Origin of the sequence: Spongiactinospora sp. TRM90649 (genome assembly GCF_029382225.1) — a bacterium.
Classification (GTDB): domain Bacteria; phylum Actinomycetota; class Actinomycetes; order Streptosporangiales; family Streptosporangiaceae; genus Spongiactinospora.
Genome location: NZ_JARLTC010000042.1, coordinates 44,783 through 59,687, shown reverse-complemented (window position 1 = coordinate 59,687; position 14,905 = coordinate 44,783). Strand labels below are relative to the sequence as shown.

At 72.3% G+C, this 14,905-nt stretch carries 11 protein-coding genes; 4 read left to right on the top strand and 7 right to left on the bottom strand.

Features of this window, described 5'->3' with window-relative positions; all coding sequences use genetic code 11:
* The 4 genes from narH to P3X83_RS37050 all read right to left on the bottom strand — a co-directional run bounded on the left by narH (position 1) and on the right by P3X83_RS37050 (position 7,190).
* Positions 1-1,641 carry a nitrate reductase subunit beta gene (gene narH, locus P3X83_RS37065; RefSeq protein WP_277310046.1) on the bottom strand — a complete coding sequence of 547 codons (1,641 nt, stop codon included), beginning with the start codon at positions 1,639-1,641 and terminating at the stop codon, positions 1-3.
* Positions 1,641-5,291, bottom strand: a complete 3,651-nt coding sequence (locus P3X83_RS37060; RefSeq protein WP_277310045.1) for a nitrate reductase subunit alpha — start codon at positions 5,289-5,291, stop codon at positions 1,641-1,643. The genes narH and P3X83_RS37060 overlap by 1 nt, the downstream gene beginning before the upstream one ends.
* Before the next feature lie 96 nt (positions 5,292-5,387).
* On the bottom strand, positions 5,388-5,825 hold the full coding sequence (locus P3X83_RS37055; protein WP_277310044.1) for a hypothetical protein: 438 nt from the start codon (positions 5,823-5,825) through the stop codon (positions 5,388-5,390).
* A 129-nt stretch (positions 5,826-5,954) separates the two neighbouring features.
* Positions 5,955-7,190 (bottom strand): MFS transporter, encoded by a 1,236-nt coding sequence (locus tag P3X83_RS37050; protein ID WP_277310043.1) that lies wholly within the window; start codon positions 7,188-7,190, stop codon positions 5,955-5,957.
* Between the two features lie 272 nt (positions 7,191-7,462).
* On the opposite strand from P3X83_RS37050, the gene P3X83_RS37045 reads away from it, so the two are divergent.
* Positions 7,463-8,011: a sigma-70 family RNA polymerase sigma factor gene (locus P3X83_RS37045; protein ID WP_277310042.1), complete on the top strand. Its 549-nt coding sequence runs from the start codon at positions 7,463-7,465 to the stop codon at positions 8,009-8,011.
* On the top strand, positions 8,008-8,880 hold the full coding sequence (locus tag P3X83_RS37040) for a hypothetical protein (protein ID WP_277310041.1): 873 nt from the start codon (positions 8,008-8,010) through the stop codon (positions 8,878-8,880). The genes P3X83_RS37045 and P3X83_RS37040 overlap by 4 nt, the downstream gene beginning before the upstream one ends.
* Positions 8,881-8,952: 72 nt before the next feature.
* On the opposite strand, the gene P3X83_RS37035 is transcribed toward P3X83_RS37040, so the two are convergent.
* Positions 8,953-9,915, bottom strand: a complete 963-nt coding sequence (locus P3X83_RS37035; protein WP_277310040.1) for a lytic transglycosylase domain-containing protein — start codon at positions 9,913-9,915, stop codon at positions 8,953-8,955.
* 37 nt (positions 9,916-9,952) lie between these two features.
* Complete coding sequence (locus P3X83_RS37030) at positions 9,953-11,278, bottom strand: PLP-dependent aminotransferase family protein (protein ID WP_277310039.1); 1,326 nt, start codon at positions 11,276-11,278, stop codon at positions 9,953-9,955.
* Between the two features lie 71 nt (positions 11,279-11,349).
* On the opposite strand from P3X83_RS37030, the gene P3X83_RS37025 reads away from it, so the two are divergent.
* Positions 11,350-12,204 carry an alpha/beta fold hydrolase gene (locus P3X83_RS37025; protein WP_277310038.1) on the top strand — a complete coding sequence of 285 codons (855 nt, stop codon included), beginning with the start codon at positions 11,350-11,352 and terminating at the stop codon, positions 12,202-12,204.
* Here the strand turns inward: P3X83_RS37025 and P3X83_RS37020 are convergent.
* A complete protein-coding gene (locus P3X83_RS37020; protein ID WP_277310037.1) occupies positions 12,170-12,799 on the bottom strand; it encodes an alpha-ketoglutarate-dependent dioxygenase AlkB in 630 nt (209 codons plus the stop codon). The genes P3X83_RS37025 and P3X83_RS37020 overlap by 35 nt on opposite strands.
* Positions 12,800-13,102: 303 nt before the next feature.
* On the opposite strand from P3X83_RS37020, the gene P3X83_RS37015 reads away from it, so the two are divergent.
* Positions 13,103-14,818, top strand: a complete 1,716-nt coding sequence (locus P3X83_RS37015) for a sulfatase-like hydrolase/transferase (protein ID WP_277310036.1) — start codon at positions 13,103-13,105, stop codon at positions 14,816-14,818.
* Positions 14,819-14,905: the final 87 nt, after the last annotated feature.

The window sequence follows — 14,905 nt, the reverse complement described above, 5'->3', positions numbered from 1 at the left end:
TCACCGCTCCCGGTCGCGCTTGGGGAACAGGCCGTCGGGGGTGCCCTTGCCGTCCCAGTTGAGCAGATTCACCCGGCCGCGCAGGTCGTGGGCGTCGCCCTCCTGCCGTTCGCGCAGCGCGTGGAAGTTCTCCACCGCGACGGGGGCGGGCGTGCCGGACGCCTCCCCGAACGGCCCGCCCATGCCGGGGCCTCCCTCGTAGTCCAGGGAGCAGCCGGTGGCGGTCTCCTCCAGTTGCCTGCCCTGCTCGGCGTGGGCCTTGGGGATCACGTAACGCTCGGCGTAGGGGGCCAGCGCCAGCAGCCGGTGCATCTCCTCGATCCCCCGCCCGCTCATCCCGACCGAGGCGGCGATCGACTCGTCGGGGTCCTGGCCGAGGTTGATGCGGCGCATGTAGGAGCGCATCGCGGCCAGGCGGCGCAGCACGCCGCGCACCGGCTCAGGGTCACCGGCGGTGAACAGCTCGGCCAGGTAGCCGATCGGGATGCGCAGCGCGTCGATCGCGCCGAACAGGTTCCCTGCGTCCTCGCCGTCGTGGCCGGTGCCGGTCAGCACGTCCACCACCGGCGACAGGGGCGGGATGTACCAGACCATCGGCATCGTGCGGTACTCCGGGTGCAGCGGCAGCGCCACGCCGTACTCGAAGATCAGCTTGTGGATCGGGGACTCGCGGGCCGCCTCCAGCCAGTCCTCCGGGATGCCCTCGGCACGGGCGGCGGCGATCACCTCCGGGTCGTGCGGATCCAGCAGCACGCCGCGCTGCGCCTCGTACAGGTCCTTCTCGTCGGCGACGGAGGCGGCCTCGGCCACGCGGTCGGCGTCGTAGAGGATCAGGCCGATGTAGCGGAGCCGTCCCACGCAGGTCTCCGAGCACACCGTGGGGATGCCGACCTCGACCCGCGGATAGCAGAACGTGCACTTCTCGGCCTTGCCGGTGCGGTGGTTGAAGTAGATCTTCTTGTAGGGGCAGCCGGTCACGCACATCCGCCAGCCCCGGCAGCGGTCCTGGTCGACCAGCACGATGCCGTCCTCTGACCGCTTGTAGAGCGCGCCGGACGGGCAGGAGGCCACGCACGACGGGTTCAGGCAGTGCTCGCAGATGCGCGGCAGGTAGAACATGAAGGCCTGCTCGAACTCCAGCTTCACCTGGTCCGACAGCTTGCGCAGCACCGGGTCGGCGGACGCGAGCTGTGGCGAGCCGGCCAGGTTGTCGTCCCAGTTCGCGCTCCAGGTGATCTTCGTCTCCCGGCCGGTGATGAGCGACCTGGGGCGGGCCACGGGGGTGTCCTCGGTGGCGGGGGCGGAGAAGAGCCGGTCGTAGTCGTAGGTCCAGGGCTCGTAGTAGTCCTTGATGGACGGCATGAGCGGATTGGCGAAGATGGTGAACAGCTTCTTCAGCCGCCCGCCCGCCCGCAGCCGCAGCCGTCCGCGCCCGTTCAGCTCCCAGCCGCCCTGCCACTTCTTCTGGTCCTGGTAGGTGCGCGGATAGCCCTGGCCGGGACGGGTCTCGACGTTGTTGAACCACACGTACTCGACGCCGGCGCGGTTGGTCCAGGCCTGCTTGCAGGTGACCGAACAGGTGTGGCAGCCGATGCACTTGTCCAGGTTCATCACCATGGCCAGTTGCGCCATGATCCGCATCAGTAGTCGACCTCCTGGGAGCGGCGGCGGATCACGGTGACCTCGTCGCGCTGGTTGCCGGTGGGCCCGAGGTAGTTGAAGGCGAAGCTGAGCTGGGCGTACCCGCCGATCAGGTGGGTGGGTTTGACCAGCAGGCGGGTCAGCGAGTTGTGGATGCCGCCGCGCCGTCCCGAGGTCTCGCTCTTCGGCACGTCCACCACGCGCTCCTGGGCGTGGTACATGTACACGGTCCCCTCGGGCATGCGGTGCGAGACCACCGCGCGGGCCACGACGACGCCGTTGCGGTTGACGGCCTCCACCCAGTCGTTGTCGGCGACCTTCGCCCTGGCGGCGTCCGCCGGGCTCATCCAGATCGTCGGCCCGCCGCGCGACAGGGTGAGCATGAGCAGGTTGTCCTGATACTCCGAGTGGATGGACCACTTGGAGTGCGGGGTCAGGTAGCGCACGGTCACACCGTTCTCGCCGCCGTCGCCCAGGCCGGGCTCGCCGAACATCGCGGTCATGTCCAGCGGCGGCCGGTAGACCGGCAGCGCCTCGCCCGCCTCGTGCATCCAGTCGTGGTCGAGGTAGAAGTGCTGGCGGCCGGTGAGGGTGTGCCATGGTTTGCGGTGCTCGACGTTGATGGTGAAGGCCGAGTAGCGCCGTCCGCCGCTCTCGCTGCCCGACCACTCCGGCGAGGTGATCACCGGCACCGGTCCGGCCTGGGTGTCGGCGAAGGTGATCTGCTTGTGCTCGTCGGCCAGGCCGTCGAACGAGGTCCCGGTGCGGCGGCCCAGCGTGGCGAACCCCTGCGCGGCCAGGTGCCCGTTCGTGGTGCCCGACAGGGCCAGGATGGCCTCGCACATGTCCGTGTCGCGCGCCAGCGACGGACGCCCGTCGGCGGTGGCGCCGTTGACGCGGCGCAGCCGGTCGATCTCGCCGGACACGTCGAACGTCAGCCCCTTGGTGGTGGCGCCCAGCCGTTCCAGCAGCGGGCCGAGCGCGGCCATCTTCCGCGCCACCGCGCCGTAGTCCCGCTCCACCGTGACCAGCTTGGGAAAGTCGCGTCCGGGCGTGGGCGCCCTGCCGGTGGCCCGCCAGTCGTGCACCCGGCCCTGCGGGCAGGCCAGCTCGTCGGGGGTGTCGTGCAGCAGCGGCACGGCGACCACGTCGGTGCGCGTCCCCAGGTGGGTCTCGGCCAGCGCGCTGAACGCCTTGGCGACGGCGTGGAAGGCGGCGAAGTCGGTGCGCGTCTGCCACGGCGGGTCGATCGCCGGGGTGAACGCGTGCACGAACGGATGCATGTCGGTGGACGACAGGTCGTGCTTCTCGTACCAGGTGGCGGCCGGGAGCACGATGTCGGAGAACAACGTGGTGGAGGTCATCCGGAAGTCCAGCGACAACAGCAGGTCCAGCTTGCCCTGCGGCGCCTCGGACGGCCAGGCCACGCTCTCCGGCCGCTGCCCCGGCGCGGCCTCCTCGGCGCGCACGGCCGCGTCGGTGCCCAGCAGGTGGCGCAGGAAGTACTCGTTGCCCTTGGCCGAAGAGCCGAGCAGGTTCGCCCGCCACACCGTGAGCACCCGCGGCCAGTTGGCGGGCGCGTCGGGGTCCTCGCAGGCGAAGCCGAGCCGGTTCTCGGCGATCTGGCGGGTGATGTACGGCCCGGCCTCCTCCCCCGCCTCGGCGGCCTCGTCGGCCAGGTCCAGCGGGTTGCGGTCGAACGTCGGGTACGAGGGCATCCAGCCGAGCCGCGCCGACTGCGACAGCAGGTCGGCGGTGGCCTTGCCGGTGAACGCCCCGTCGGCGAGCGGGGAGGAGACCACGTCGGCGCTGTAGGTGTCGTAGCGCCACTGGTCGGTGTGCAGGTACCAGTAGGCGGTGCCGATCATCTGCCGGGGCGGGCGCGACCAGTCCAGCCCGAAGGCGAGCTGGGCCCAGCCGGTGATGGGGCGGCACTTCTCCTGGCCGACGTAGTGCGCCCAGCCGCCGCCGTTGACGCCCTGGCAGCCGGTGAGCGTGGTCAATGCCAGGAACGAGCGGTAGATCGTGTCGGAATGGAACCAGTGGTTCGTCCCCGCGCCCATGATGATCATCGAGCGCCCGCCGGACTCCTCGGCGTTGCGGGCGAACTCCCGCGCGATGCGGGCCGCCGCCGCGGCGGGCACCCCGGTGATCGCCTCCTGCCAGGCCGGGGTGTACGGCTCGGCGGCGTCGTCGTAGCCGGACGGCCAGGTGCCCGGCAGGCCGTCGCGGGGCACGCCGTACTGGGCGAGCATCAGGTCGAACACGGTGGTCACCAGGTGGCCGCCGACGCGGCGTACCGGGACGCCGCGGGTGAGCACGCCCCCGGCGTTCCCGCCGTCGTCGAAGCGGGGCAGCGCCACCGGCACCGACTCCTCGCCCAGCGCGGACAGCAGCGGGTCCACCTCGCCGAGGTCGAGGTTCCAGCGGCCCTGGCCCCGTTCGGAGAAGCGGAAGCCGAGCGAGCCGTTGGGGACGACCGGCTCGCCGTCGCGCGCGTCGAGCAGCACGGTGGCGAACGCCGCCTCCTCGCCCTGCTGGCCGAGGTCGGCGGCGGTGAGGAACTTGTCGGGGACGTACGAACCGTCGCGCTCGCGGAGCCGTACCAGGAACGGCAGGTCGGTGAATCGCTTGACGTAACCGGTGAAGGCGGGCGTCGGCCGCTCGGCGAAGAACTCCTTGAGGATGACGTGCCCCATGGCCATGGCCAGCGCGCCGTCGGTGCCCGGACGCGGCGCGAGCCACTCGTCGGCGAACTTGGCGGCGTCGTTGTAGTCGGGCGCGAGGACGACCACCTTCTGGCCCCGGTAGCGGGCCTCGGCCATGTAGTGCGCGTCGGGGGTGCGGGTGACCGGGACGTTGGAGCCCCACAGCATCAGGTAGGCGGCGTCCCACCAGTCGGCCGACTCGGGCACGTCGGTCTGGTCGCCGAAGACCTGCGGGGACGCCACCGGCAGGTCGGCGTACCAGTCGTAGAAGGACAGCATCGCCCCGCCGAGCAGCGAGACGAACCGGGCGCCCACCGCGTGCGAGGCCATCGACATCGCCGGGATCGGGGAGAACCCGGCGACCCGGTCGGGTCCGTAGGTCTTGATCGTGTGCACGTGTGCGGCGGCGATGATCTCGGTCGCCTCGTCCCAGGCGACGCGGACCAGGCCGCCCTTGCCCCGGGCCTTCTGGTAGCGGGCGCGTTTGTCCGGGTCGGTGGTGATCTCGGCCCAGGCGGCGACCGGGTCGCCGCCCAGCCGGGCCTTGGCCTCCCGGTACATCTCCACCAGCACGCCTCTGGCGTAAGGGAAGCGGACACGGGTCGGCGAGTAGGTGTACCAGGAGAACGCCGCCCCCCGGGGGCAGCCGCGCGGCTCGTACTCCGGCCGGTCGCCGCCCACGCTCGGGTAGTCGGTCTGCTGGGCCTCCCAGGTGATGATGCCGTCCTTGACGTAGACCTTCCAGGAACACGAACCCGTGCAGTTCACGCCATGGGTGGAACGCACCACTTTGTCGTGGCTCCAGCGGTCACGGTAGAAGGCGTCGCCCTGCCGGCCGCCGATCTGGTGCAAGGTCCGCAGGTCCGCGGAGACAGCACCGGATCGCAGGTGGCGGCCCAGTTTCAGGAGGGCGTCACCGACCGGCCCGTCCATACCCGCCATAGGTCTGACTCCTCACTTCGATGGCGTACCGGACATATCCGCTATTCACGCCTTTATGGCCAAAAATCTTGACGGGTAACCCAGGACACGGGGCCTTCAGGAACCGGGCAGGGCGGTCGCCACCAGCACCACTCCGACCGAGCCGGCCAGCGACGCCACCGCCATGCCCCGGGCGAACCCGGCGCGCCCGGCGCCGGTGGCCCACCCGTGCAGTGCCGCCGCCACCATGACCGCACAGAACAGCGCCATTTTGATCGCGAGCAGCCGTCCGTACCCGGGCCCGGCGAGCGCGGCCCAGGTGACCCCGTTGTGCCAGGCCAGGGCCACGCCCGTGGCGAGTTGCACCGGCAGCAGAGCCGCGACGGTGAGCAGGCCGAACCGGCGGCCGACCGCGTCGAGCACCCGGCGGCGTCCTCGCTCGTCCAGCAGTCGCCGGGCCGGCGGCAGCACCACCAGGGAGACGGTCAACTGGCCGCCGACCCACAGCATCGCGGAGAGCACGTGGGCGAAGCGCACCGCCGTCCACCAGGTCACCGCACCGCCCTGTGGTGCGGCGTCCCGGCCGTGTCGTGTTCCATGCCGCCAGCCTGTCAGCGTCCCGGGCCGGCGGGCAGGGACCAAAGTCCCGATCCGGCGGGCCCGTATCCCCTGATATGTGAATTTTCACCGCAGGGACGGCGCCGGCATCGGCCGCGTGACCTCGCGGCGGCGCGCCGTGGCCCGGACCACGGTGGCGGTCAGCGCCAGCGTCAGCGCCGACACCGCCGCCAGCAGCGCGAGCCCCAGGCCGTAGGAACCGAAAAGGCCGTAGACGAACCCCATCACCAGCGGCGGCACGAACCCGCCGAGCCCTCCGGCGGCACCCACCAGTCCCGTCACCGCGCCCACCTGGTCGGCCGGCGCCACCGCCGCCACCAGGGCGAACGTGGCCCCGCTGCCCGCGCCGAGCGCGGCGGCCATGGTCAGGAACGCGGCCGTGCCCGCCATCATCAGCGGCGGGGTGAACGCCTGGACGACGGCGCAGAGCGCGACCACGCCGAACACCGCGCCCAGGACGGGAACCGACCCGAACCGATCCGACAGCCAGCCGCCGACCGGCCGCAGCGCGACCGCCAGGACGACGAACCCGGCCATCCGGTTGGCGGCGTCGGCCTGCTCCAGCCCGTAGGCCGACTGCAGGTAGACCGGCAGATACACGGAGAAGGCGACATATCCCCCGAACGCCACCGCGTACAGCACGCACGCCTGCCAGGTGATCGGCAACCGCACCGCCGCGACGAGGCGTGCCGTCGTCGAGCGGGCCGGTGCCGTACGGCCGGGCGCGTCGCGCAGCAGGAGCCAGGCCACCACCGCGTAGAGGGCGAGCACGCCCGCCGTGATCAGGAACGGGGCGGCCGAGCCGCCGGTCCTGATCAGCCGCACCGTGGTCAGCGCGCTGATCGCGGTGCCGCCCATGCCCATGCCGAACACCCCGAGCGCCAGGCCACGTCGTTCGGGCGGGAACCACGCGCTGACGAACGGCACACCGACGGCGAACACCGTCCCGCCGATGCCCAGGAAGAACCCGCCCGCCAGCAGCGCGGGCAGCGATCCCTGCCCGGCCACGCCGATGAACGACACCGGCACGATGGTGGCCGCCGAGACCAGCGGCAGCATCACCCGGCCGCCGTACCGGTCGGTGAGCGCCCCCACCGGGATGCGTCCCAGCGAGCCGACGATCACCGGGACCGCCACCAGCAACGCCTGCTGCGCGGCCGACAGGCCGAGCAGCTCCTTGAACCGCGGCCCCAGCGGGCTGAGCAGCGCCCACGCCCAGAAGTTCACCGCGAACCCGACGGTGGCCACCGCCAGCATCAACGCCGGCCGACGGGTGCCGCCGGTGCCGGTCTCAGTACTCATCTCATCCGCCTCGTCACGCCGATCACGCCCGCCGGAAGTGCCGCGACACGCCGCACCGCCTCGCCGCGATCTCCTCCCCTGATTCGTCACCACATCCCATCGCGGGCCTCCGCCCCCTCCCAGGGGCGAAGGTCCCGCCAACCCCATGCCAAATGCCCGATCTTTCCCACATGTCCACCCCGCCGGCGCGGCCGGCTGAAATCCTGCCGCCGCCCGCTGACACGTAAGAGATGCAACCCACAACGATCGGAGAGGTCTGACGAGGATGACCCGTGAGTGAACAAGACGACCGGCCTTCCCGGTTCGAGACGGTGTACCGGCAGACCTATGAGCAGATCCTCGGATACGCCGTGCGGCGGTGCTCCTCTCCGGAGGACGCCGCCGACATCGTGGCCGAGACCTACACGATCGCCTGGCGGCGGATCGCCGACCTTCCCCACGGCGAGGCCGGCAAGCTGTGGCTGTACGGCGTGGCCCGGCGCGTCCTGGCCAACCACCGCCGCGGCGAGCGGCGCAGGCTCACCCGGCACACCGAACTCACCGCGGAGATCGAACACCTCTACGCCCGCCCCTCGCCACCGGACGGCCCCGACGACGTGGACGACGCCATGGACCTGCTCTCCGACCGCGATCGGGAGGTGCTGGGCCTGGCCCTCTGGGAAGGGCTCGACCCCGGCGAGATCGCCGAGGTGCTGAACTGCTCGCGCAACGCCGTCCGCGTCCGCCTGCACCGGGCCCGCGGGCGCTTCGCCAAGGCCCTGGCGAAGACCCGCTCATCGGCCCGCTTCGCGTCACGACCGCTCATCGAGGAGACACGGTGAACAACGACCAGCTCTTCCAGGACCGGGCGCGGGTACGGGACGAGGACCTGGCCGGCCGGGCGTCCGCCGCGGGGGCCGACGCCCTGCTGACACGGATCGTCGCGCTGGAACACGATCCCGCCCCGCGACGGCGCGCGTTCTCTCCGCGCCGCGTGTTGATCGGCATGGTGTCGGCCGCCGCCTTGGCCACGGCCATCGTGGTCGGGCCGTCCTTGCTCAGGGTGTCCGAGCGGGTGTACGCCGGCCAGGCCGTGACCATCGACCGCGTGGGCGACGAGTACGCCTTCTACTTCACCGAAGGAGATCCCGACCCGGCCGAGTTGCAGCGGGCCTTCCGCAAGGTCGGCCTGGACAACCTGACGGTGACGCTCATCCCCGTGTCGCCGCGGCAGCCCGGCGCCGTGTTCGGATTCGACAAGGCGGATCCGGGCGACGACTCGCTCGCGACCTTCGTCGGCGGCGACTGCCCCACGGATGTCAACGGCTGTGTCGCCGCCTTCCGCGTCACGGCCGACATCAAGACGCGCGCGGAGGTCAGGCTGGCCCGTCCGGCGAAGCCCGGGGAGAAGTACGGCTTCCCCGCGGACGCCGAGTGGCCGGGAGAGGCGCTCGCCGGGGTGCGGCTCCAGGGGCGTTCCGTGGCGGAAGCGGTACGGGTGGTGCGCGAACGCGGCCTGGCCGTCGCCTACGGCCTCGACTGGCCGTCGCACGGCGCGGGCGGAGGCGAGGGCTACGAATTCGAGGAGAACGTGCCCGCCGCGCGCATCGATCCGACCTGGAAGGTGGCCAAGGGGGACACCTACAACGACGGGGTGATCGTCCTGCACGTCGTACCCGGCCCCGGCGCGTCCCCGCCGCCCGGATTCTGACCGGGAAGCCCGCAGGGCCGGTGCCGAGGGGGACCGCCGCAGCGACGCGACGCTTCCCCGGCCGCTGCCGGGTCAGCGGCCGGGGCCGGTGAGGCGGCGGTCACCCTCGGTGGTCACTACAAATACGGACCAGTTGTAGTACGCGTAGTAATTACGCACGTCGCGTTTGATCTGACCGGCGTGCAGCAGGACCGCGTTCACGTAGCGGCGGGAGTGGTTGTAGGCGTAGAGCGCCTTCTCGTAGTCGCGTGGAGCGCCCGAGGCGTGCAGGTAGTTGGCGGCGGCGAGGATGGCGTCGCCGGTGTCGTTGACGTCGCCGCCCATGCCGTACGCGGCCCAGGTGCCCGGCATGAACTGCATCGGGCCCTTGGCCCCGGTGTGGCTCGGCGAGCGGACCCGGCCGAACTTGGTCTCGACGAACATCACGGCGGCCAGCACCTGCCAGGAGACGCCGAACCGGCGCTCGGCCCGTTTGAAGTGCCGGATCAGCGCTCCGGCCGGTTCGGCGGCGCGGACCCGGAGGGTCGATCCGCCCTTGAGCGGACGCACCAGGGAGAGCAGGTCGCGGGCCGCGGTGACGTTGTCCTTGGCCTCCTTGGCCAGAGGGCGCGACAGCCGGGCGTAGGTGCGCGTGGCGGTGCCGGGGTTCCTGGCCAGGTGGCGGTAGATCCGCTGCTGGTGCAGGGCGAGCAGTACGACCCGCTCGGGCGGGCGGGACTCGTCGTCGGTTCCGGCCCACTCGCCGACGGCCGCGCGCAGGTCCCTGGTGGTGCGGGTGAGTGCGTCGGCGAGGTCGGCCGGGGCCTTGGGCAGGGCGACGCCCGGGGCGGGCGGCGGATCCTCGGCGGGAGCGGGCGTGGCGGGGGTGGTCTGACGGTCTTCCGGGGTGGCCGCCCGCGTCGTCGGGGCGGGGGTACGGCTCGCCGCGTCGGACGGTGCCGTCACGCCGCACCCGGCCGTCGCCAGGGCCACCGCCGCGAAGACGGAGACGATGACCCGCCGGGGAGTTCGGTTGTCCGCTGCCTGCTCGCTCATCCGCCCCAACGTACCGAACTCCGGCCCGGCGGCCGGGTCATTCGACGCCTGTGTCGTCTTCCTCGGCGAGGGTGGCGAGGGCGTCGAGGGCGGTTGAGAGGACGGGGAGAGGTGGAGAGGCCAGGGCCAGGCGGACGGCGTTGGGGGCGTGGCCCGGCCCGGTCGCGAACGCGGCCGCCGGGGTGACCGCGATGCCGCGCCGGGCGGCGGCGGCCACGAAGGTGTCGGCACGCCAGGGTTCGGGGAGACGCCACCAGCAGTGGTAGGCGGCCGGGTCGGCCAGCAGGTCGAAGCCCGCCAGGTGTTCGGCGGCCAGGCGCTGGCGTTCGGCCGCGTCGGCGCGTTTGGCGGCCTCCACCACGGCGGTGACGCCCTGGGTCATCCATCGGGTCGCCGCCTCCAGCGCGAACGGCGAGGCCGCCCACCCGGCCGATCGCAGGGCGGCGGCGATCTTCGGGGCCGGCGGCCCCGGGGGCATGATGAATCCGGCGCTGAGGCCGGGCGCGATCCGCTTGGACAGGCTGTCCACGACCACGGTGCGCTCGGGCGCGAGAGCGGCGAGCGGGGCGAGGTCGTCGCGCAGGAAGGCGTAGACGGCGTCCTCGATCGCCACAAGGTCGTGGTCGCGCAGCAGCCGGGCCAGGTCGAGGCGGCGGTGTTCCGGCATCGTGACACCGAGCGGGTTGTGCAGGGCGGGCTGCAGGTAGAGGGCGCGCAGGGGCAGGGCGGCGCGGACGGCGTCGGGGTCGAGGCCGTGTTCGTCCATCGGCAGCGGGACCAGGGTGATCCCCAGGCGGGCCGCGACGCCCTTGACGATCGGGTACGTCAGGGCCTCGACGCCGAGCCGCTCACCCGACGGGACGAGCGCGGCGATAGTGGCGGCGATGGCCTGCCTGCCGCTGCCCGCGAACAGCAGGTGTCGCGGGTCGGGGGACCATCCGCCGCGTGACAGCGCCCCGGCGGCGGCGTCGCGGGCGGCCGGGGTGCCGGCGACGCCCAGGGGGCCAAGCGCGGCGGCGAGGGCGGCGGGGCGCAGCATGCCGTCCAGCGCGGGGGCCAGCAGCGCGGGCTGCTCGGGCAGCACGGAGAAGTTGAGCTCCAGATCGACGCGGGCGGCGGCGGGCTCGGCGAGCGGCGGATCGGACGGGGCGCCCGCCGCGCGGACGAAGGTGCCCCGCCCGACCTCGCCGACGGCCAGGCCGCGCCGGATCAGCTCGCCGTAGACGCGGGCGGCGGTACTGCTCGCGATGCGATGGGCCCTGGCGAACGCACGCTGGGCGGGGAGCCGCTCCCCCGGCCGCAACTCGCCCGACGCGATGCGCGCGGCGATCGCGTCGGCGACGGCCCGGTAATCCTCTGCCATACCGTCGGTTATATTGCACCGAGAGCATTTTCGCAATTGCTATGAGATATTGCACCGAATAGCATCGGAGCATGCCTACTGCGAAGACCATCACCATCAACGGGATCACCATCGCCTACGACGACGAGGGCGACCCGGCCGCGCCCGCGGTCGTGCTGGTCCACGGCCATCCGTTCGACCGGACGATGTGGCGCCCGCAGGTCGAGCGCCTGCGCGCCGAGGGGCTGCGGGTGATCGCCCCCGACCTGCGTGGCTACGGCGGCAGCGCCGTCGTGCCGGGCATCACCCCGCTGTCCGGCTTCGCCTCCGACATCGCCGCCCTGATGGACCACCTGGGCATGGAGCGCGCGCTGCTGGCGGGCCTTTCCATGGGCGGGCAGATCGTCATGGAGTTCCACCGGTCCTTCCCGGCGAGGGTCCTCGGTATGGTGCTCGCCGACACGACGGCTCAGGCCGAGACCCCAGAGGGACGGCGGGCCCGCGAGGAGATGGCCGAACGCCTGCTGCGCGAGGGGATGGACGGCTACGCCGACGAGGTCATCGCCAAGATGGTCTCCCCGGCCAACATCCAGCGCCTGCCGGAGGTCGCCGAGCACGTGCTGGGCATGATGCGACGCACCTCCCCCGAGGGCGCCGCGGCGGCGCTGCGCGGCCGGGCGATCCGTCCCGACTATCTCGGCTCGCTCTCCCAGGCCGACGTGCCGGTCCTGATCGTGGTGGGCGACGAGGACGAGTACACCCCGATCTCCGAGGCCCGCCTGATGCACGACGCGATCCCCGGCTCACGCCTCGTGGTGATCGAGGGCGCGGCACACATGCCCAACCTGGAACGCCCCACCGAGTTCAACGCCGCCCTGACCGCCCACGCCACGACGGCGACCGGCAGTGGGGTCATCGAACTCCGTGGGGGCGGAATTGGATGCTGATGCGTGGGCCGGCGGGGCGGGCGGTCTTGGGGATGGCGTGTTCCCAGGTGCGTTGGCAGGTGCCGCCCATGACGAGGAGGTCGCCGTGGCCCAGTTCGTAGCGTAGGGCGGGGCCGCCGGTGCGGGGACGGAGGTGCAGGGCGCGCGGGGCGCCGACGCTGAGGATGGCGACCATGGTGTCGTGGGTGGCGCCCCGGCCGATGGTGTCGCCGTGCCAGGCGACGCTGTCGCGGCCGTCGCGGTAGAGGCACAGCCCAGCGGTGCGGAACGGCTCGCCCAGTTCGGAGGTGTAGTGCGCGTTGAGCGCCCGCATGGCCTGGGCGAGCGCGGGGTCGGGCAGGGGCTCGCCGTCCTCGTAGAACTTCAGCAGCCGGGGTACGTCGACCACGCGGTCGTACATGCGCCGGCGTTCGGCGTGCCATGGGACGGCGTCGCGCAGGCGGTGGAACAGCGCGTCGGCCCCGGCGAGCCAGGCGGGCCGGTGGTCGATCCAGGCGCCGTGGGCGAGGGCGGTGCGCCGCACCGACGGGCCGAGCGCGCGGGGACCGGCCTCCTGGCCAAGATCGAGCAGAGACTCTTGGAAAGCGGCGGTCATTCGCCCACTATAGAGCACTGATTCAAACGCACGTTCGGTCATGTGCGCGACACGTATGCAAAGAGCGCACCTTCCGATCGCATGCCCCGCCTGTTGGGGCCATAATCCGGGTGGTTCTTCGTTTCACTCCGGCCGAAACGGCTCCCGGGCCACGCGGCGGAGCCCCCACGCCCGCGGAAGGAGACTGCGCATGAGCGGCTGCCCACCCCTGCCGGCGTGACACCCGCTCTTCGCGCTGACGCCGCCTGTGGTTAACGATCAATCGCTACACTCCCGCCGACCCTCCAGATCGAAGCGGAGCCAATGAACGACCTCTCCCCCACCCGCCGTGCCTTCCTGGCCGGGGCCGGCGGACTAGCCACCACCTCGGCCATGGGCGCGCTTCCCGCCGCCGCCCATGCGGCCGCCGGTGTCGCCGGCCGTGCCGCCGGGTTCCCCGACAGGCCCAACTTCGTGATCATCCTGGCCGACGACCTCGGCTGGGGCGAGCTGGGCTGCTACGGCCAGAAGAAGATCGTCACCCCGCAGCTCGACCGGCTCGCCGCCGAGGGGATCCGCTTCACCAGCGCCTACTCCGGCGCCCCGCTGTGCGCCCCCTCGCGCGCCTCGCTGCTGACCGGGCTGCACACGGGCCATTCGACCGTGCGGGAGAACCCCGAGGGCGGGCCGCAGTTGTCGATGACCTCCGCCGACCTCACCTTCGGCGGGCTGCTCAAGCTGGGCGGCTACCGCACCGCGTGCATCGGCAAGTGGGGGTTCGGCCCGGAGCAGCCGCACCAGCCCTCGCACCCGAACACGCGCGGTTTCGGGGAGTTCTTCGGCTTCATCGGGCACCGCCACGCCCACCAGTACTGGCCGTCGTACCTGTGGCACAACCGCGAGCGGGTGCAACTGGGCGGCAAGCACTACGCCCCCGACCTGTTCCTCGACCGCGCCAAGCGCTTCATCAAGGGGTCGGCGAAGTCGGGCGATCCGTTCCTGCTCTACTTCCCGACGACGCTGCCGCACGCTCCGAGCGAGGTGCCAGGAACCGCGGGCCGTTACGAGAAGGAGCCGTGGACCCGCCCCAACCGCAGGCACGCCGCGCAAGTCACCCGGCTCGACTCGCACGTGGGCGAGATCATCGCGACCCTGCGCGAGGCGGGCGTGGCCGATTCCACGATCGTGCTGTTCGCCGGTGACAACGGCCCCCAGCGGGAGAAGGGCGTCACGCCCTGGCTGTTCGACTCCAACGGCCCCTACCGGGCGGACAAGCGCGACGTGTACGAGGGCGGCATCCGGATCCCGATGATCGCCTGGTCGCCCGCGATGATCCGCAGGGGCGGCGTGGAGAGCGAGCCGGTGGCGTTCTGGGACGTGCTGCCCACCCTCGCCGACCTCGCCGGCCTGCCAATGCCCGACCACCTGGACGGCCTGTCCATGCGCGGGCTGTTCACCGGGGCCGGGTTCGCGGGTCACAAGCACCTGTTCTGGAACCGTCCGCGCAAGGCGCAGGCGGTGCGGCGCGGCCGCTGGAAGGCCGTGCGGTTCTCCCCCGGCATCGCGGGCGCGGGGCCGGACGGGCGGCTGGAGCTGTACGACCTGCGCTCCGACCGCGGCGAGCGGCACGACCTGGCGGCCAAGCGGCCGAACATCGCCTCGGAGCTGAACGCGCTGATGGACGCCTCGGTCGGCCCCGACCCGCGCGTCCCGTACGGCATGCGGCTCATCGAACGGCCCGACACCCCTGCCGGTGAGCCGCACGAGCTGGTGGTCACCCTGCACAACGGCTCCAAGGTCGCCTGGAGCGGCCTTCGGGTGCACCTCGACGCCCCCGACGGCTGGCGGGTCCGCGGCAGCACGCGCGGCAAGACCCTCCAGCCCGGCGCGTCCACCCGGCTGGTCTTCAGGGTCACCCCGCCGTCGCGCGAGGCGGCGCCGAGGCGGTTCACCTCCACCGCGCACTTCACCGCGAACGGCAAGGCCGTCCGCTTCCTGGCCCGCCGTCAGATCGGCGTGGCCCCGGACGCCCGCCGCTGAGCGGCGCTCCCCGAAAACCGCCCCGGACGACTCCGTCCGGGGCGGTTTCGCTTCGGGCGGGCGAACCTTCGGCGAAGGGCCGGCCGG